Source organism: Candidatus Coatesbacteria bacterium (assembly GCA_014728225.1).
Taxonomy (GTDB): Bacteria; RBG-13-66-14; RBG-13-66-14; order RBG-13-66-14; family RBG-13-66-14; genus WJLX01.
On record WJLX01000116.1, the window covers coordinates 15,211 to 32,324 of the forward strand.

General features: G+C 65.7%; 20 protein-coding genes and 1 tRNA gene. 11 read left to right on the forward strand and 10 right to left on the reverse strand.

Annotated elements, in window-relative coordinates; genetic code table 11:
• Positions 1-299 precede the first annotated feature (299 nt).
• Both GF399_08260 and GF399_08265 read left to right on the forward strand, forming a co-directional pair.
• Positions 300-848, forward strand: coding sequence for a deoxyuridine 5'-triphosphate nucleotidohydrolase (locus GF399_08260; protein ID MBD3400311.1), 549 nt, complete (start codon positions 300-302; stop codon positions 846-848).
• The gene (locus GF399_08265; GenBank protein MBD3400312.1) at positions 818-1,324 is read left to right on the forward strand and encodes a DUF454 family protein; all 507 of its coding nucleotides are present in this window, start codon (positions 818-820) and stop codon (positions 1,322-1,324) included. Before GF399_08260 ends, GF399_08265 begins: the two co-directional genes overlap by 31 nt.
• A gap of 281 nt (positions 1,325-1,605) precedes the next feature.
• Here GF399_08265 and GF399_08270 read toward each other — a convergent pair.
• Positions 1,606-1,682 (reverse strand) — tRNA-Pro (locus GF399_08270).
• Positions 1,683-1,685: 3 nt separating this feature from the next.
• Positions 1,686-1,952, reverse strand: coding sequence for a hypothetical protein (locus GF399_08275; protein ID MBD3400313.1), 267 nt, complete (start codon positions 1,950-1,952; stop codon positions 1,686-1,688).
• 132 nt (positions 1,953-2,084) lie between these two features.
• Between GF399_08275 and gatC the strand changes: the two genes are divergently transcribed.
• The 3 genes from gatC to GF399_08290 all read left to right on the forward strand — a co-directional run bounded on the left by gatC (position 2,085) and on the right by GF399_08290 (position 4,737).
• Positions 2,085-2,375 (forward strand): Asp-tRNA(Asn)/Glu-tRNA(Gln) amidotransferase subunit GatC, encoded by a 291-nt coding sequence (gatC, locus tag GF399_08280; GenBank protein MBD3400314.1) that lies wholly within the window; start codon positions 2,085-2,087, stop codon positions 2,373-2,375.
• Positions 2,372-3,829, forward strand: a complete 1,458-nt coding sequence (murD, locus tag GF399_08285; GenBank protein MBD3400315.1) for a UDP-N-acetylmuramoyl-L-alanine--D-glutamate ligase — start codon at positions 2,372-2,374, stop codon at positions 3,827-3,829. The genes gatC and murD overlap by 4 nt, the downstream gene beginning before the upstream one ends.
• 92 nt (positions 3,830-3,921) lie before the next feature.
• Positions 3,922-4,737 (forward strand): thiazole biosynthesis protein, encoded by an 816-nt coding sequence (locus GF399_08290; protein ID MBD3400316.1) that lies wholly within the window; start codon positions 3,922-3,924, stop codon positions 4,735-4,737.
• Between the two features lie 272 nt (positions 4,738-5,009).
• Here GF399_08290 and GF399_08295 read toward each other — a convergent pair whose 3' ends face one another.
• Complete coding sequence (locus tag GF399_08295) at positions 5,010-5,330, reverse strand: IS1595 family transposase (GenBank protein ID MBD3400317.1); 321 nt, start codon at positions 5,328-5,330, stop codon at positions 5,010-5,012.
• Between the two features lie 379 nt (positions 5,331-5,709).
• Between GF399_08295 and GF399_08300 the strand changes: the two genes are divergently transcribed.
• Entirely contained in the window at positions 5,710-6,213 is a 504-nt protein-coding gene (locus GF399_08300; protein ID MBD3400318.1) for a hypothetical protein, read from the forward strand.
• 254 nt (positions 6,214-6,467) lie between these two features.
• Here GF399_08300 and GF399_08305 read toward each other — a convergent pair whose 3' ends face one another.
• Together GF399_08305 and GF399_08310 are read right to left on the reverse strand one after the other, a co-directional pair.
• Entirely contained in the window at positions 6,468-6,842 is a 375-nt protein-coding gene (locus GF399_08305; protein ID MBD3400319.1) for a hypothetical protein, read from the reverse strand.
• 138 nt (positions 6,843-6,980) lie between these two features.
• A complete protein-coding gene (locus tag GF399_08310; GenBank protein ID MBD3400320.1) occupies positions 6,981-7,304 on the reverse strand; it encodes a toxin-antitoxin system HicB family antitoxin in 324 nt (107 codons plus the stop codon).
• A gap of 418 nt (positions 7,305-7,722) precedes the next feature.
• Here GF399_08310 and GF399_08315 point away from each other — a divergent pair, with 418 nt between their 5' ends.
• From GF399_08315 to GF399_08325, 3 genes are all read left to right on the forward strand, one after another.
• Positions 7,723-7,929 carry a hypothetical protein gene (locus GF399_08315; GenBank protein MBD3400321.1) on the forward strand — a complete coding sequence of 69 codons (207 nt, stop codon included), beginning with the start codon at positions 7,723-7,725 and terminating at the stop codon, positions 7,927-7,929.
• Between the two features lie 484 nt (positions 7,930-8,413).
• Positions 8,414-8,602 (forward strand): hypothetical protein, encoded by a 189-nt coding sequence (locus tag GF399_08320; GenBank protein ID MBD3400322.1) that lies wholly within the window; start codon positions 8,414-8,416, stop codon positions 8,600-8,602.
• Between the two features lie 152 nt (positions 8,603-8,754).
• Entirely contained in the window at positions 8,755-9,012 is a 258-nt protein-coding gene (locus GF399_08325; GenBank protein MBD3400323.1) for a hypothetical protein, read from the forward strand.
• A 348-nt stretch (positions 9,013-9,360) separates the two neighbouring features.
• Here GF399_08325 and GF399_08330 read toward each other — a convergent pair whose 3' ends face one another.
• The 4 genes from GF399_08330 to GF399_08345 all read right to left on the reverse strand — a co-directional run bounded on the left by GF399_08330 (position 9,361) and on the right by GF399_08345 (position 13,822).
• Positions 9,361-10,644 carry an AAA family ATPase gene (locus GF399_08330; protein ID MBD3400324.1) on the reverse strand — a complete coding sequence of 428 codons (1,284 nt, stop codon included), beginning with the start codon at positions 10,642-10,644 and terminating at the stop codon, positions 9,361-9,363.
• Positions 10,645-10,805: 161 nt separating this feature from the next.
• On the reverse strand, positions 10,806-11,603 hold the full coding sequence (locus GF399_08335) for a hypothetical protein (GenBank protein MBD3400325.1): 798 nt from the start codon (positions 11,601-11,603) through the stop codon (positions 10,806-10,808).
• On the reverse strand, positions 11,600-12,859 hold the full coding sequence (gene glgD, locus GF399_08340; GenBank protein ID MBD3400326.1) for a glucose-1-phosphate adenylyltransferase subunit GlgD: 1,260 nt from the start codon (positions 12,857-12,859) through the stop codon (positions 11,600-11,602). The genes GF399_08335 and glgD overlap by 4 nt, the downstream gene beginning before the upstream one ends.
• Positions 12,860-12,922: 63 nt before the next feature.
• A complete protein-coding gene (locus GF399_08345) occupies positions 12,923-13,822 on the reverse strand; it encodes a hypothetical protein (protein ID MBD3400327.1) in 900 nt (299 codons plus the stop codon).
• A 273-nt stretch (positions 13,823-14,095) separates the two neighbouring features.
• Between GF399_08345 and GF399_08350 the strand changes: the two genes are divergently transcribed.
• Positions 14,096-14,710, forward strand: coding sequence for a hypothetical protein (locus GF399_08350; protein MBD3400328.1), 615 nt, complete (start codon positions 14,096-14,098; stop codon positions 14,708-14,710).
• 447 nt (positions 14,711-15,157) lie between these two features.
• Here the strand turns inward: GF399_08350 and GF399_08355 are convergent, their stop codons facing one another.
• Positions 15,158-15,670, reverse strand: coding sequence for a hypothetical protein (locus GF399_08355; GenBank protein ID MBD3400329.1), 513 nt, complete (start codon positions 15,668-15,670; stop codon positions 15,158-15,160).
• A 244-nt stretch (positions 15,671-15,914) separates the two neighbouring features.
• On the opposite strand from GF399_08355, the gene GF399_08360 reads away from it, so the two are divergent.
• Complete coding sequence (locus GF399_08360) at positions 15,915-17,027, forward strand: DUF362 domain-containing protein (GenBank protein MBD3400330.1); 1,113 nt, start codon at positions 15,915-15,917, stop codon at positions 17,025-17,027.
• Positions 17,028-17,114: the final 87 nt, after the last annotated feature.

Here is a 17,114-nt window from a genome sequence, read left to right on the forward strand (position 1 = left end):
AGTCCAAACCAGCAGTCAATCCCAACCGGCCGAGGGCCGGTTGTTCTGTTAACCTCGCCCGGGCCGACCGTTGAAAAATACCGGCCGCCGACGAGCCTACCGCCGACGACAGGCCGGAACCGGCACGGTTTTTGCGGAGGCGAACCGTTGCCCGTGCTCCAAGGGTCGCCGAGATGCAAAAACCGTGCCGGTTCCGGCCGCCGAGCCCCCGGGACGGGCCAAACCGCCGTTGACCTTTTTCAACGGTCGGCCGACCCGGACCCACCCGCCCGTCTGCAAAAAAAGGGAACGACACCACGATGACCCCGACCGACCCATCCCGCCTCAGCGGCCCCCTCAATCAGGCCGAGCTGCGCCGCCTGCTGACCGCCGAGCCGCCCCTGGTCGAGGGTCTCCTCGATCCCGAGCGTCAACTGACCCCCAACGGCGTCGACCTCTCCATCACCGAGGTCGCTTGGCCGGCCGACGACGCGCCCGCCGTACTGGACTTCACCAACGCCGAGCGGCGCCTGCCCACCGGCGAGATCATCCCCTGGCGCGAGGACCGCCTGCTGCTGCCGCCGGGACCCTACCTCGTACGCTACGCCGAGCGGGTCAACCTGCCCGACGACGTCATCGCCCTGGGCAAGCCGCGCTCCAGCCTCTTCCGCTGCGGGGCCGAGCTGGTCAGCGCCGTCTGGGACGCCGGCTACTCCGGCCGCGGCCAGGGCCTGCTCATCGTTCACTACCCCGGCGGTCTGATCCTGACCCGACGGGCCCGGGTGCTGCAACTGGTCTTCTTCCGCCTGACCGGCCGAACAACGGGCTACGACGGTGAATATCAGAACGAGGATTCCTCGCACGCATAAACGGTGTAGACAACATCGTGAGCGATCAGCACTTCCAGCCCCACACCTCGCGCACTCTGCGCGTTTTGCTCATCGTCGCCGGTGCGCTCAGCCTGGGCCTGGGCATCCTCGGCGTTTTCCTGCCCGTTTTACCCACCACCCCCTTCCTGCTGCTCAGCGCGGCCTGTTGGCTGCAATCCTCACGCCGCCTCTACGATTGGCTGCTCAACACCCGCTTCCCCGGCAACTACATCCGCGACTGGCGCGCCGGTCGCGGCCTGCCCCGGGCGCTCAAGTGGAGCATGCTGGCCCTGCTCGTCATCACCATCGGCATTTCCGGCGTCTTCTTTGTCGAGGCCCTCTGGGCGCGGATCCTCCTCGGCGTGGTCCTCGTCGCCGTCGGGACCCACATCGTGTGCCTGCCCACGCGCCGCTCCGATCCGCCTCCCAGCCCCGGCGATACCGTCAAAGCGACCGACATAGCGACCGAGGATTAGCCCCTCACCGCCCGGCGGCGTCACGGTTCTTGCAGGCCGAGTTTGACGGGTCAAACTCGGCGCAAGAACCGCGCCCCCGCCTGGCGCCGAGCCGGCGCGGCCGCACCTTTTCCGGCGGAGGCTCGGCCGCTTATCGATGTCGTTCAAAAGGCGTATCGCCATTGGCTTCGATGCACTCATGGCGCTCAACCGCAGCCCCCACTCATCCAACACCGTTGACCCGAGAACTACGCGAACGAACAAAACCGGCGCCGCGGCGCCGGTTTTGTGAACAGCGGAACTGGTCGGGGCGAGAGGATTTGAACCTCCGGCTTCCTGCTCCCAAAGCAGGCGCGCTACCAAGCTGCGCCACGCCCCGTGGCTACTCGCAGAGGCTGACCCAGTTGGCCAGACCGCGCTCCCCGGGCTCGAACTCGACCTTGGCGCCGATGAAGACGCCCCTGTAGTGGGGTCCGGCCAGCTGGGAGCGGTGAAAGAAGAACTCACCCAAGGGCCGAGTGATACGCCGGGCTTCCCCGCCGTCGCACTCGGTGACCACGGGCTCCTCGCCGGCGGCCTCCATCAGGGGCCGGACGAAGGCGTAGCCCTTGTTCGCATCGTAATAGGTAACCACACCGAGCAGTTTCATGGCGGTTCCGGTAGTCCTTGGCGTCGTGGATCGCTTCCAGGGTGGGAATGATACGCCGGGGGTCGGCGACTGTCAAGGCGGCGGGGCGCTGTGGTACAATTATCATCCCGTTTTGGAGCAGCAAGGAGAGGCATGGATCAACGCACCACCAGGCACATCGCCCGCCTGGCGCGTCTCGGCCTGAGCGCCGAGGAGCTGGAGCGCTTCGGCGAGCAGTTGACCGATATCCTGGAGTACGTCGAAGCACTGAAGGCGGTGGACGTCGCGGGCGTCCCCCCCTTCAACGCCCTGGAGCCGCCCCGGGTTCCCCGGCGCCGGGACGAGGTGACCAACGCGCCCAGCGACCACGGCGAGCTGGAGCAGGCCCCGGAGGTTCGCGGGCGGCAGATCGCGGCGCCCAGCCCCCTGGCGGAGGTAGAGTGAGGGAACTCGTCGGCCGGCGCGCCTTGGTGATGGGCCTCGGATTATTCGGCGGCGGCGTCGGCCTGACCCGCTACCTGGCGGCCCACGGCGCCCGGGTGACGGTGACCGATCTCCGGCCGGCCGCGGAGCTCAAGCCCTCGCTGGAGCTGATCGCCGACCTGGACGTCGAGCTGCACCTGGGCGGCCACCTGGAGGAGGATTTCCGCTCCGCCGACGTCGTCTACGTCAACCCCGCCGTGCCGAAGAGCTCGCCGTATCTGGAGTTCGCCCGTGAAGCCGGTGTCGAGCTTTCCTCGGAGATCAACCTGTTTCTGGAGCGTTTCCGCGGACCGGTCCTCGGGGTGACGGGCTCCAACGGCAAGACAACGACGACGGAGATGCTGGGCGCCGTGGTGCGGGCCTACGACATGCGGGCCCTGGTCGGCGGCAACATGGGCGTCAGCCTGCTGGACCGGGTGGACGACTCTCGCCCCGAGCACCCGGCGGTACTCGAGCTGTCGAGCTTCCAGCTCGAGGATCTGGGCCTCGTCGGCTGGTCGCCGCACATCGCCGTGGTGACCAACCTGACGCCCAACCATCTGGACCGCCACGGCACCTTCGCCGCCTACATCGAGGCCAAGAGTCAGATCCTGCGTCACCAAACGCCGCGGGACGTCACCGTGCTCAATTGCGGGGACCCCCAGGTGGAGAAACTGGCCGAGTTGACGGCGGGAACGGTACTGCGCTTCGGCCTGGAGGACACGCCGGACTGCAACTTCTTCCTGCGCCGCAACCCCGACCGCCTGGCGCTGCGCTTCGGCCCGGCGGCGGAAGACTTCTTCTCCCTGGCGGAATTCGGCCTGCGCGGCGAGCACAACGTGGCCAACGCCCTGGCGGCGGCGGGGGCCGCCTACGCCTTCGGCATCCCGACGGAGATAATCGCCCGGGAGCTGGCCCGTTTCCGGGCCCTGCCCCACCGGCTGGAGCTGCTGGGCGAGGTCGGCGGCGTCGAGTACTACAACGATTCGATCGCCACCACGCCGGAATCGACCATCGCCGCCCTGCGCAGCTTCGCGGAGCCGCTCTGGCTGATCGCCGGGGGCTACGACAAGGGCACCAGCTTCCGCGAGCTGGGCCGGGAGATCGCCTTACGCGCCAGGGGCTGCCTGTTGATCGGCGCCACGGCGTCCTCGATCCGTCACGATGTCGAAGCGGGCCGGGAACGCCTCGTCGCCGACGGTTACACGCCGCGCCTGGAGACGATCGAGGAGCTCGGCGAGCTGGAGGCGGCCGTCGAATTCGCCCACGCCCGGGCCGTCACCGGCGAGATCGTCGTACTCTCCCCGGCCTGCGCCAGTTACGATCAGTTTCGCAACTTCGCCGAGCGCGGCGACGCCTTCCGCCGCCTGGTGGCCAAACTACCGCCGGCGGCGGCGAAGACACCGGACAAGCGGCTGCGTCGCAAGCGGCGTTGAGAAAGATGATTGAGACTTGACCCCGCCGGGAGGCGGGGTTATCATCTTCGCCGTTGATGAAACCGTAGACAGCGCAACCGCCGGAGGCAGCTATGGGCATCTTCGCACCGCTGGGCGAGAAGCAGATCACCCGGGCCATCGTCGATGAATGGGCCCGGTTCGTTCAGGAGTACGCCGACAGCGAGGTCATCATCGTCGGCAGCGGTCCGGCGGGGCTGATCTGCGCCCACGACCTGGCCCAGGCCGGGGTCAAGGTGCTGGTCATCGAACGCAACCCCCACCTGGGCGGCGGCTTCTGGACCGGCGGATACTTCATGACCCCGCTGACCTACCGCTCACCGGCCGAGAAGATCCTCGACGAGTTCGGCATCCGCCACAGCGAGGTCGAGCCCGGTCTCCACGTCTCGCCGGCGCCGCTCAACGTGGCCCGCTTCATCGGCGCGGCCTACGACGCCGGGGCCCGCTTCCTCAACTGCACCAGCGTCTTCGACATCGTCCTGCGCGGGCGCAAGCCGGGCACCGACGGCGACCTGTCCGACGCCCGCATGGGCGGCGTGGTCATCAACTGGACGGCCCTCGAGCACCTGCCCCGGGGGCTCAACACCCTGGACCCGGTCTGCCTGGAGGCCAAGGTGATCGTCGACGACACCGGTCACGAGGCCGGGGTGATGCACATGCTGGCCCGGCGCGACCTGCTGACCCTCAAAAAGGAGCAGCCGATGTGGATCGAGCGCTCCGAGGACGAGATCGTCGAGCACACCGGCGAGGTCTACCCCGGTCTGGTGGCCATCGGGATGAGCGTGGCCAGCTTCCACGGTCTGACCCGGATGGGGCCGACCTTCGGCGCCATGCTGCACTCGGGCCGCCGCGGGGCCGCGGTATGTCTGGAGCTGCTGGGCGGGGCCTGACCATCCGCTTCCGCTATCAACCAGGGAGCCGGCCTTCGAGCCGGCTCCCATTTCACTGCTTGGGGAAGGGAACTCCGGGATTTGGCTCCCGTCCGGACAATTACTATACTTAAGGGATTATCACCTAATTATGAACAAGCGTGAAGTATTCTCCTGAGGTAGTTTAGCGCGTTTTCGTCGTCGCGATGCTTGAATCTGAACCCCATCTCCCTGATAAACAGCCTGAAGTTGCGTTTGAAGCCGCCGTGGTAGGCTTTTAGCCGGCGCTTGGCCTAGCCCCGGAAGTTCTCGAGGCCGTTGATATGCACCTTGCCGTTGGCGAACTCATCCTGGTGCTTGACCCTCTTGTGGTGGAAGCCGTTGAGTGAGAGCTTGTTATAGGCCTTCCGGCCGTCGGAGTAGACGCTCGAGTCCAGCTCGACGTTCTCCAGGCGCGCGCCCAGCAGGTGCTTCTCGCTGCAGTTGGACGGTAGGCTGACGCGGACCTCGCCACCCCGCTCGAGCAGCCCGAAGACGGGGATCTTGCCGCCGCCCCTCCCCCGACCCCGCTTGCCCTTGTGATGGCCGCCGAAGTAGGACTCATCGACTTCTATGTGCTTGTCGAATGTGCCCTTCGAGCTTTTCCAGCTCGGCCGCGCGAGCGGCGGCGCTGCGCTATCTCATTGCGTTTTCCGGCGGCGGCTCGTTGCGGCGACCCTCTGGTGGGGACGATGGTTGAACAGCTTACCGCAGCGCTTGCACTTATGACGCTCGTCGGCCCAGCGGTAGTGATAGCGCTAGTTGCACCTTGGACACTTGATGTGCCGGTCTCTAGTCCTGCTCTTCCCTGCCACATTGCCCCCTTTGTTGGTGGCAGGATAACAGACTTGTTCACGCCGAGATAAGTACTCAACTGTAATACCTGATGTTCATCTTCTGTGTTGATCCCTTACTTGATTAAACGCTGACCTGATCCCTGAAAGGAGGACAACGATGCACCCGGTCAAGCCACTCGTCATCATCCTGCTGCTGGCTGGTACGGTTTGGGCCCAGGCGGCGGCCCGGAACGCACCCGTGGTCGAGAAAACCCCGGAGGTCGTCGCCGCCGAGAAGGTCGATATCCTGCTCGCCGCCGTTGAGGAGGGCAACGAGGAACCGATCCAGCGCCTGTGTTTCTTCGAGCTGGAACCCTTCCTCGCAGCCAACGACTTCGCCGGCGAGGAGGCTGAGGAGTCACGCGCTCTGCGCGAGGAGCTGCGGGCCTCTTACGAGAGTTTCTGGACCGATATGATCGAGTCCGAAGCCTACGTCATCAACGGTTGGAGTGATCCCGAGCTGATCCAGACCCTCGAGTACCCCGGCCATCCCTCGATCACCGTCTACGTTTTCTCCACCGACGTGGATTACGAACTCAACGGCATGGAGCTTACCGAGGCGGACAAGCAGATTCTGGTTTACCAGGACGCCGACGGCTGGTATGTCAAGTGGCCTTTCTAGCGTTGTCAGGTCGTGTGGCGGGCGACCGGCCCCGGGGCCGGTCGCTTCGTCTTAGCGCCCCGCACCGCTCGTCCGGCCCGTCACGGTTCCCGCCTTCCGTGGTCGTCCGGCTCGTTGATCGGGCGACCGCGGACAGTCTCCCCTGCGGGAGACGACGCCATAGCCGTCGGGCGGGGCTTCGTATCCCGCCGGGCGCTTGCGAAAGGGGCGACTGAGGGCAACCCCCCGACGCCGCTGCCACGACCCGGCTCTGCTCACCAATCGACGGCGCTGTCCTGGACGTAGTAGCCCCGGACGCCAAAGAACAGCCGCAGCTCGAGGCGGGCGCGATCGTCGGGGTCGCCCGTCTCGACGAAGTGCACGGCCAGGGTCTCGGCGACGGAGTCGATCTCGCAGTAGCCGTCGACGGTGAAACCCGCGGCGCGCAGCTCGGCCAGATGGGCGTCGAAGGCCTCGTAGTCCTGCTCGTACTTGAAGAAGCCACGCAGGGCGTCATTGTCCCCGGCCTCGAGAACGGCGACGAGGTCGTCGGCGAAGTCGTCCAGGTAATAGTGGTCGGCGCCACAGGCCGTCAGCAGCAGAACGACCGGGCAGAGGAGTAGCAGCCGGCGAATGGAGGATCGGTTCATAACGACCTCGTGGGATTGGAGGTTTGCAGCACCGCTCAGTCCACCCGCCGCTTCAACTGCTGTGCGGATGTCGGCTCAGCAACGGCAAGGGGCGCCGGGGCGCTGACGGCTCAGGCGAGCAGGGAGATGACGGGGTGTTCAGGCTGACACCCTTGGTGCCGGCCCGTCGATCGGGGCGCGGTGGAGGCTGCGCGGCAGGCGCGGGTTGAATCTCCCGCTGGGCGGGTTTGCGGCGCGTTTAGTCGGCCGGGGGATCCGGCGCCCCTTTTTCAGGGCGTCCTCGAACCAGGCCCGGTTAAAGCCGTCGAGGTCGGCCAGGGCCGCGGCGGGAGTATCGCCGTAGCCGTCGCAACCGAGCAACTCGTCGATGCCGGCGATGTAACCCTCATCGGCGGAACCGTAGAGACGGAGCGGATAGTCCAGGCTCAGGTGGTAGTCGAGGCTGTTGGTCTTCTCACTCACTGTCTTCACACTCCTGGATGTCACTTTCTGCGAGCCAGTCGCTGATGATCTCATTTACTTGGAGCAAAATTCCAACCACTCACTCGACGTATATTTCTTTGGGATCATCACAGAAGATGAACAGCAGCTATTGCAGTGGGGTTCTTCCCGCGGCGTGGACGGGTCTGTCATCCCGCCACCGACGAAGGGGGCAATGTGACGGGGAAGAGCGGGACGAGGGAGCGGCACGTCAACTGTCCCACCTGCAACTACCGCTACCACTACCGCTACGCCGAGGGACGTTAAAAAAAAGCAAGCGTCGCGGCAAGCCGTTCAAGCGTCGTCCCCGGGGCGCCGCAACGCACCGCCGCCGGAAAAACGCGGCGAGACAGCGCGTCTGTTCCGGCTCGGTGTTCCGACCGTCCGAGCCGCCGGGGATTTGGGCAGCCGGCGCAATACGGCATATCGCTACTGCAAGCCAATCCGCCGGCGCCGCGCCGTCGCTCGCCAGGCGGCGCTGGATTCGATCGTCTACACCGACGGCCGGCGGGCCTATAAGCAACTGTCGCTCAACGGCTTCCACCACAGGCGCATCGACCTCCAACAGGATTTCGCCAACGGCGGGATAAACATAAACGGCAGCTAGCAGTTCCGGGGCTACGCCGAGCGCCGCCAAAAAGCCGATCACGGCGGCTTCAAACGCAACTTCAGGCGCTTTATCAGAGAAATGGAATTCCGCTTCAATCACAGAAACGACGAAAGCACTCTCGACTACCTGCAGGATACATTGCTCAATTGGTCCGATCAGGTTACATGATGCCTATTTCTTTTACCTTCCGCCCCTTCACCGGCTAGTGGATCATTGGTACATCATGGTGCGGATGCTCGAACCCGTGGTGACTACCGCCCTTCGGCTGCAATTCGTAACCGCAGCGCTTCTCCGGCAGATGCTGCAGGCTGTCGGCGTGGACTTCCCGTTTGGGCTTTTTGCGGAGGCGTTTCCACAGGCCGGCCCTCTTTGACCCTCATGGTACTGGATTTGTTACTAAGAAATCAGTTTCTTTTCATCCACCTCGATGATAGCTTTCGATGATAACCGATGGATTACGCCGGGGCAAACCCGTTCTCAATTGGCCCCTTTGTCTGGCGACGAGGACTGCGTCTGCGATGTCGAAACCGGCGAGTGCTCCCACTCTGAAGAAAACGGCGGGAAGAACGCCGCCGACTACGATCTCGACGATCCCTGTCCCTGCGGCCGCGGCCACACCCTGGAAAGCTGCACCTGCCCCGCCGGGCACTGTGGCAGCGAAATGCCCTGAACCCGGGGCAATATGCCCCCACCGGGAACCGCCGCGGCGGATCCCGGTTTTCAGTCGGCGTCTCAACAAGACAGAACTATTGACACATCCGTCGGCGGCTGGTAACCTGCACTCCATCATCAACCACGCATGAACCCCAACCGGGAGCGACGATGAACAAGCCGACCATCCTGGCCGTCCTGCTGCTGACCCTGCTGCTGGCGGTTCCCATCCTGGCCGACGCCACCGGCGACTGCACCGGCGATTGCGCAGACTGCACCGGCGACTGCGCAGACTGCACCGGCAACTGCGCAGACTGCACCGGGGATTGCGAAGATTGCACCGGTAACTGCGACGACGCGGCCAAAGAAAACGCCGACGCCGACGACTGCCCCCCCGAGGACTGCCACGACTGTCCCCACCGCGGCTGAACTAACCCGACTGAACCAACGGCGGGCCGCGGCCCGCCGTTTTTGCATTCAAGCAATCATCGTTAAGCGACTGTACCCAGTCGCCCGTTTAATCATCCTGAAGACGGCCGGGTCGCCGACCCCGCCACCCCGACGACGTCTCAATCAGCGCCAGATAATTCCAACCCCCCCGGCGCGAAGGCATAATACCCGAATAGCTCGCACCTTACCGACCTGCCGCCGCAGACGGCCGTCGTCACGTGATAAAGATAACAACCGCCGGGCCCGGCGCGGTTGTTGCCCGCCGAACTCCCGACCGGGAGGTCGGCGGTGAGCAAGAACCGTGACGGGCCCGGCGGCAGGATTGGATCAACCGCGCTCGCCGTCGGCCACGCCCCAACGCTCCGGCCACCAACGGGCCAAACGCGCCGCCAGCTCGGCCTCGCAGCCCCGATCGCTGGGCCGGTAGAGCGGCGGATGCTCCCCGCCCAGGTAGTCCTGGGGCACGAAGGCCCCGGGGAAGGCGTGGGGATACCGGTAGTGCTCGCTCGGGGCCTCGGCGTCCCCCGTCCACTTCGTCGTCCCGCGCAGATGCGGCGGCACGGGGCGCGGGGGCTCCTCGGCGATCAACTCCCGCGCCGCCGTCATCGCCGAACCGAGGGCGTTGCTCTTCGGTGCGCAGGCCACGTAGACCGCAGCCTGCACCAGATTGTAGCTCGCCTCGGGGTAGCCCACCAACTCGAGGGCCTGGGCCGCGGCGACGGCCACGCCCAGCGCCCGCGGGTCGGCGTTGCCGACGTCCTCGGAGGCGCAGATGACGATCCGCCGGGCGATGAAGCGCGGGTCCTCACCGCCCTCCAGCATCAACAGCATCCAGTAGACCGCGGCGTCGGGATCCCCGCCACGCATGCTCTTGATGAAGGCCGAGGCCCGATCGTAGTGGTAATCCCCGGCCCGGTCGTGCAGCGGCTGCTGCTCGTCGAGAACCCGCCGGGCCGCCGCCTCGTCCAGTCGAACGACGCCGTCTTCGGCCGCCGGGGTGGAATCCGCCGCCAGCTCCAGGGCCTGCAACGCCCGCCGGGCGTCGCCGCCGCTGAAGGCCGCCAGATGATCGAGGAAGCCCTCCGCCACCGCCAGCTTCCGCCCGCCCAGGCCACGCTCCCCATCAGCCAGCGCCCGCTCCAGCAGCTCGCCGATGTCCGCCGGCTCCAGCGGTTGCAGCTCCAACACCAGCGAACGCGACAGCAGGGCTTTGATCACCCCGCTATAGGGGTTGTGCACCGTGGCGCCGATGAAGCGCACCACCCCCGACTCGACCGCCGGCAACAGGGCGTCCTGCTGGGCGCGGTTGAAGCGATGGATCTCGTCGATGAACAGCACCACCGGCCGGGCCAGCCGCGCCCTGCGCGCCTGCTTGGCCTCGCCCACCACCCGCCGCACGTCCTTGACCGAGGCCGTCACCGCGTTGAGCCGGTGAACCCGCCCGCCGACCTGCGCCGCCGCCGCCAGGGCGATCGTCGTCTTGCCGCAACCCGGCGGTCCCCAAAGGATCACGCTGGGCAGCCGGCCGTTCTCGACGGAGGCCCGCAACGGCGTCCCCGGACCGACGACGGCCTCCTGGCCGACGACCTCGCCCAGGCTCCGCGGACGCATCCGATAGGGCAACGGCTCACCGCCGGGTGGCAACTGGTCGAAGATCTCGTCCAAGAGTACCTCGGTTGGAGCGGGTTCGTTAAAGGCGCCGGCGGGACGCTTGCCCGCGGTCCGCCGGCCCGGCGGACCGCGGCTTGCAAGCGGCGTGACGGCGCCGCGGCTCAGGATTCCGGAGTGTCGCCCGCGGCTGCCGCCTGCGTTTCGCCGGCACCGGCGCCCAGCTCCCGGTAGAGGATCCGGGTCAGGGTGCGGATGACCAGGGGCTTGAGCCGCACCTCGACACTGTAGCTGTCGTCGCCGCTGCGGTGCTCGGAACGGACGACGTAGAGTCCGCTCCGCACCAGGGCCTCGACGGCCAGGGCCGTCCGCTCGGGCAGCAGTTCGCTCAAGTACAGCCGGGCCTCGAGCTCGGCGAGAAAGTCCTCGACGGCGCCGTGGTAGGCGTCCTGGGCGGCGCGGATCCGCCCGGGTTCCGGGGCCAGTTCGCCCCGGGGGCGGGCCGTGCCGTAACCCCGCGCCTCGCCCAGCTCCCGGCTGATCCGCTCCACGGAGGGCCGGAATTTTTCCTCACCGAGGGAACCGTTTTCCGTGGGTGGAGCCTCGACCTTCTCCCAGAGCGACAATACGGCCTGACGCAGGCTGGCGGTGTCCGAGGTGGTGTAGATCGTCCCCAGGTCGCGGTCGTAACCGCCGGATCCGATCACCCGGCCGCTGACCGCCGCTCCGGTCGGGGCGGGACCGACCTCGAGCAGGTAGACGGCGGACTCGTCGCCCAGCAGCTCGCGTAACCGGGGATAGGGATCCGTCGGGCGGTAACCGGTGGGCAGGACGCTGACTCTCTCCCAGTCCTCGGCCAGGGCGGCGAGGAGTTCGTCGTCGGCGCCGGTAACCAGCAGGGGCGCACCGACGGCAGCGGTGATTCCGGTTAGTAATAGCAGGCTGACAACGAGGGGTTTCAACGGTGTTTGACCTCGCCGACGGTCCGGCCGCTCTCCACACCTTCGACCAGCGACTCCGCCGCGGTGTCCGGGGAGATGCAGACGTGGCGGCCCACGGTGACGCCGTCGGGCAGCTCGACGTTCTTGCCCACCACGGTAATGCCGCCGGTGACCCAGTCCGGATGGCTCTCGTTGGGACCGCCGATCTCACCGTGACCCAGGCGGACCCCGGCGCCGAGAACGCAGTGCTTGTCGACGATCGAGCGGTCGACGGCGGCGCCGCCCCGGACCTTGATGTCCCCCAGCAGGATCGAGTCGCGCACCAGGGCACCTTCTTCGACGTAAACCCCGCGGCTGATGATCGAATTGATGACCTTGCCGTTGACGATCGAGCCGTTGGCCACCAGGCTGCGCACGACGTGGCTGTCGGGACCGAACTTGGCCGGCGGCATCTCGTCCGTCGGCGTCATCACCGGAAAGCGCGCGTCCTCGATATCCAGCCGCGGCCGGGCCGACAGCAGCTCCATGTTGGCCTTGTAGTAGTTGTACAACTCACCGACGTCGCTCCAGTAACCATTGAAGGGATATTGGTGGACCACACCCTCCCGAACGGCGGGGATGATTATGTCGCGCACCAGATCATTCTGCTCCGGGCCCAGCTCCTCGAGATGATGGCGCAGGTAGTTGGCGTCGAACAGGTAGACGGCCATACTGGCCACGGTGCCCTCGGAAGCCGTGGGTTTCTCCTTGAAGCTGACGATGCGGTCGTCCTCGGCCACCTCGACGATGCCGTAGCGCTCGGCGTCGCGAAAGTCGATGATCGCCGTGGCGATGGTCAGCGCGGCGCGGCGGCGGCGGTGCTGACGAATCAGGCCCCGGTAGTCCATCTTGTAGACGATATCTCCCGGCAGTACCAGAACGTAGTCGTGGTCGCGAAAGACCGCGATATTCTGCTTGAGGGCGTTGGCCGTGCCCCGGTACCAGGTATTGTCGGCGTCGGTCTGCACCGGTTGCAGCAGGCGCAGCCCCGTGTACTTACGGTCCAGGTCCCAGGCCCGCCCCGAACCCAGATGGTCCATCAGGCTGATCGGGTGGTACTGGGCCAGGATGCCGATATCGAAGAGACCGGAGTTGACGCAGTTGGAGAGCGGGAAGTCGATCAACCGGTAACGGGCGGCGAAGGGCACCGCGGCGATGGCGCGATGCGTCGTCAGCACGGTCAGACCCTCGCCCATGCCGCCGGCCATGATCAACACCTTGGTTTTCTCGTCGCGCAACACTGTCCTCCCCCGGTTGTTTCGTATTCCAAGGCCGACACCTCGCCGGCCGCCAACGGCGCCTCATCGATAGCGCAGCACCAAGCCGTCGTCGCCGGCCAGCCAGGCGTCGTTGAAGCCCAGAACCTCGACGGCGCGCAGGTGGCCCGTCGTCGGACTCTCGGCGGACCAGAGGGCGTCGCCCTCGCCGATAACCACGGTTCCGTGGCGACCGACGGCGATGAAGTAGCCGGCCAGGCCGTCGACGTCGTAGAGGCGGTTGGTCGTCGGGCTGCCCAGCATTCGCCAGCCGGAGGCGGATCGCCGCAACACGACGCCATCGGCGCCGACGGCCACGTGGTTGACCTCGTCCAACTGGACGACGGCCTCGAGGTCGGCGTCGGTGCCGGTATCCTCGCTGGTCCAGTCAGAACCGTCGAAGCTGAGGGCCAGCCCGTCGTCACCCACGACGAGACAGCCGTCGACCGCGGGAGCGACGCCGCTCAGATGGTCGTCGACCCCGGGATCGAGCAGGCTCCAGGCGCCCGCCGTACGCCGCAATACGGCGCCGTCGCGACCGACGACCCACAGGTCGTCGCCCTCGACGCAGACGTCGCTCAGGTCGGCGCTGGTCAGGTTGGGCAGGCGCTTCCAATCGGTCCCGTCGTAAACGGTCACCAGTCCGGCGGCGCCCACGGCGGTACAGCCGCCGGCGCCGTCGCCCTGGATATCGGCCAGATCACCGGTGGGCCCGACGATGCCGTCCCATTGATCGTTGGTCTGATAGTAAACGACGGCCTCGGCGTCCTGATAGGGCGAGGGTCCGCAGAGCCAGCCCGCGCTCTCGACGAGGTCGATGCCGCGCAGGTCCTCGACGGCGCCGATATCGATCACCTCGAGATCGGCGGGACGTCCGAGTTCGACGATGGTGCAGCCGCAGGCGATTGCGATCAGTATCGCTGCGGTCAAAACTAAACGGGGCATGGCATCTCTCCGGCTCCGGTTCTTCGTCGGTTTTCGGGGCTGCTGGAAAGCTGGCCCCCGGCCCGGCGAGTCGTCGTCCCACCCGCCAATCCACTCATCAAGCATTATAACCCCCGCCGCGGTCCAGGGCAACCGGGTCTGCGGTTGACTCGGCCGGCCCGTTGGCGTAAGATATACTTGTCCGGTTGGGCCTTATGGTCAAATCGGGCCGGGAGCCAACGCTGCTCCCTATCAACGGTCTTAATATTCTGTATTTTCCAAGGGGGGCTCGAGATGCTTTTCCCCGCCGAGGATAGAGCGGGCATCCGCGCCGGCAGGATTACCGTGGTCTTCCGACAATGGAGCAAGCCCAAGGTAACCGCCGGCAAGGTCTACGATGCGCCCTACCTCGGGCGGATCAAGATCCGCAGCGTCTCGGTCATCCCCCTGGGCGAAGTCACCGCCGCCGATGCCCGCGCCGCCGGCGCCGCCTCCCTGTTCGACTTCTTCGAAAAGTTCCGCAGCCGCTTCCCCGACTGCGACCTCGACACCACCCAGGTCGTCCGCATCCGCTTCCGCTACCTGGGTAAGAGCGACAAGGAAGAGGAAAAGCCGCCCCATCCGGCCCTGGTGTTGGCCCGAGCCAAACTGATGGAAGAAACGGACCGCCGGGCCCGAACCGGACCCTGGACCCAACGCTACCTCGAAACCCTCGGCCTCTACGGCGAGCTGTTCTCCTCCGAACTGGCGGACTGTCTCGAACACACCCCGGATCGGATCAAGAAACGCATGGGCGTACTGCGTAAGCAGGGCCTGGTCACCAGCACCCCCGAAGGCTACTCCCTGACCCGCCTGGGCGAGATGGTCTGGAAATTCCTCGACGACCTCAAGGTCCGTCAGGGCGCCTGAAGCCGGACGGCGAGCCTCCTGAGCCCGCCTGAACCTCGAGCCCGTCTGACCCCGGCATACCGCCGGGGTTTGCGCGACCCGGGGTTTTCCGTCGAGACCACGCCGTCGACGTTCACCTAGTTAACGCACCCACCGCCCAGTCCGTTCCCGGGCCTCAACTCCCTGCTGCGCAAAACAGCCGCCGATGACGGGTGCCACTCACGCCAACCCCGCCGCCGGAACCGGCACGGTTTTTGCATCTCGGCGACCGTTGGAACGTTGGCAACGGTCCGCCTCCGCAAAAACCGTGCCGGTTCCGGCGGCGCCTGGGTGCGACTATCGCCTATCCTCAGGTGGCTGTTTTGCGCAGCGCGTTGCTCCGTTCCGGCGGGCGACGTTATCGTCAACGTCGCCGAGCGAAAAACGGCCCCGAGGGGCCGTTTTCGTTTCGCCGGCGTCCAGTCGTCCTTATGTTCCGGGTTCCCAGCGCCAGACGTTGTAGCCGGCGATTTCTTCCCCCCGCCAGATGAAGCCCGTGGAAGATCGATCAGCCGGGTGTTGAGGGGCGACCGTTTTGCTGATAACCTGGCGTTCGATCTCCAGCTCGAGCTCATCCAGGGAACCGACGGGCTGGTTTTGCTGTAGTGCGATCTCAGCCCCCCAGTCCTTGGCGGTGGGGAAGATGATCAGACGGAAGTGATAGCGACCGTCCAGTTCGTAATAATCGTCGATCGGGATGGTGACACTGTGGTCGCCGTCGACCAGCAGGCAGCTCAGGTAGCCGTCGGCCGCCGTCGAACCCTCGATGATCCATAGGGGCCGGCCGTCGTTTTCCAGCTCTTCGGTCAGCTCTTCGATGCCGACGATCTCCACCTCGAAGGTGTCCCGGGCCTGGGCCTGGGAATCGCCGAAGTTGAGCCAACTGGCGGCCAGCACCAGGGCGGTCAATGAGAAAACGATGATGACGGACTTGGGTTTCACCGCGAAGCCTTTGTTGTCGCGTGTTCACAGCTAATAGTAGCAAAAAGTGTGCCAAACACCAACAAATAATCGTAAGACCCGTCATATCAGCAAGATAGGGAACAAGGCGTTCCGAGGTAAGGAGTCTCGACACGCAGCATACGGGGAATAATGTAACAAATCCGGACTTGGCAGGTGAACTTTTATGTGCTAGCCTACTTGCCGTCCAAGGCCAACCACCCCGCTTACTGGTAAGGAGGGCGCTATGGCCCGCGCCACCGTCGCCGTCGTCAAGACCAAGCCCGAAACCGTCATCGAGGACACCGCCCGGGCGATGCGCCTCGCCGAGTACGAACAGGCCCTGCCGCCGGGTAAGACGACCATCCTCAAAGACAACATCTCCTGGCACCTGCCGATGCCCTCGGCCAACACCACCCCCTGGCAGCTCGAGGGCGTCGTCAAGGCCATGCGGTCCAGCGAGGGCCGCGGCGACCTGGTGGCCGTCGAGAACAAGACCGTGGTCACCGTCGCCGAGAAGGGCGACGTCTACAACAAGTACCGCCCGCTGTACGAGAAGTACGATATCCCCCTGCTGTTCAACTTCCGCAGCGACCACATGACCTGGAAGATCTACGAGCCCAAGGCCGAGATGCTGGTCCTCGACCGCATCTTCCCCGAGGGCATCCGTATCCCCGATTACTTCCACGGCAAGAACATCATCCACCTGCCCACGGTCAAGTGCCACATCTACACCACCACCACCGGGGCGATGAAGAACGCCTTCGGCGGCCTGTTGGCCACCCGGCGCCACTACACTCACTCCTGGATCCACAAGACCCTCGTCGATCTCCTGGCCATTCAGCGGGAAATCCACCCCGGCCTGTTCTGCGTGATGGACGGCACCACCGTCGGTAACGGTCCCGGGCCGCGGACCCTGATCCCCGTGCGCAAGGACCTGATGCTGGCCTCGGCCGACCAGACCGCCATCGACGCCGTGGCCGCCAAGATGATGGGCTTCGAGCCCCTCGAGCTCGAGTACATCCGCCTGGCCCACGAGCGCGGCCTGGGCACCGGCCGCCTCGACGAGATGAACATCGTCGGCGACGTCGACGTCGAACAGGAAAGCTGGGGCTTCCAGGTCGGCGACAACCTGGCCTCGACCGCCGGGGACTTCATCTGGTTCGGACCGCTGCGCCCGATCCAGAAGCTGTTCTTCCACACACCCCTGGTGTCGGTCTTCGTCGCCGCCAGCGATTTCTACCACGACACCTTCTGGTGGAACCTCAAGGGCGCCAAGGTGTATCGCAACTGGCTCGACGAGTCCCCCTGGGGTCATTTGTTCGAGAAGTACGAACCGCACTTCGCGAGGGAGAGGTAACACTCATCTAATACTCCTGTATATATCTCTATGCAATATCGAAGCGGGGAGACCTTAATCTCCCTGCTTCTACTCAGTTTGATACTG

Bases quoted from the DNA above. Each gene is read 5' to 3' on its own strand.
- GF399_08260 (MBD3400311.1), top strand. From the start codon at position 300: ATGACCCCGACCGACCCATCCCGCCTCAGCGGCCCCCTCAATCAGGCC.
- GF399_08275 (MBD3400313.1), bottom strand. From the start codon at position 1,952: ATGAAACTGCTCGGTGTGGTTACCTATTACGATGCGAACAAGGGCTAC.
- gatC (MBD3400314.1), top strand. From the start codon at position 2,085: ATGGATCAACGCACCACCAGGCACATCGCCCGCCTGGCGCGTCTCGGC.
- GF399_08290 (MBD3400316.1), top strand. From the start codon at position 3,922: ATGGGCATCTTCGCACCGCTGGGCGAGAAGCAGATCACCCGGGCCATC.
- GF399_08300 (MBD3400318.1), top strand. From the start codon at position 5,710: ATGCACCCGGTCAAGCCACTCGTCATCATCCTGCTGCTGGCTGGTACG.
- GF399_08305 (MBD3400319.1), bottom strand. From the start codon at position 6,842: ATGAACCGATCCTCCATTCGCCGGCTGCTACTCCTCTGCCCGGTCGTT.
- GF399_08325 (MBD3400323.1), top strand. From the start codon at position 8,755: ATGAACAAGCCGACCATCCTGGCCGTCCTGCTGCTGACCCTGCTGCTG.
- GF399_08330 (MBD3400324.1), bottom strand. From the start codon at position 10,644: ATGCGTCCGCGGAGCCTGGGCGAGGTCGTCGGCCAGGAGGCCGTCGTC.
- GF399_08345 (MBD3400327.1), bottom strand. From the start codon at position 13,822: ATGCCCCGTTTAGTTTTGACCGCAGCGATACTGATCGCAATCGCCTGC.
- GF399_08350 (MBD3400328.1), top strand. From the start codon at position 14,096: ATGCTTTTCCCCGCCGAGGATAGAGCGGGCATCCGCGCCGGCAGGATT.
- GF399_08360 (MBD3400330.1), top strand. From the start codon at position 15,915: ATGGCCCGCGCCACCGTCGCCGTCGTCAAGACCAAGCCCGAAACCGTC.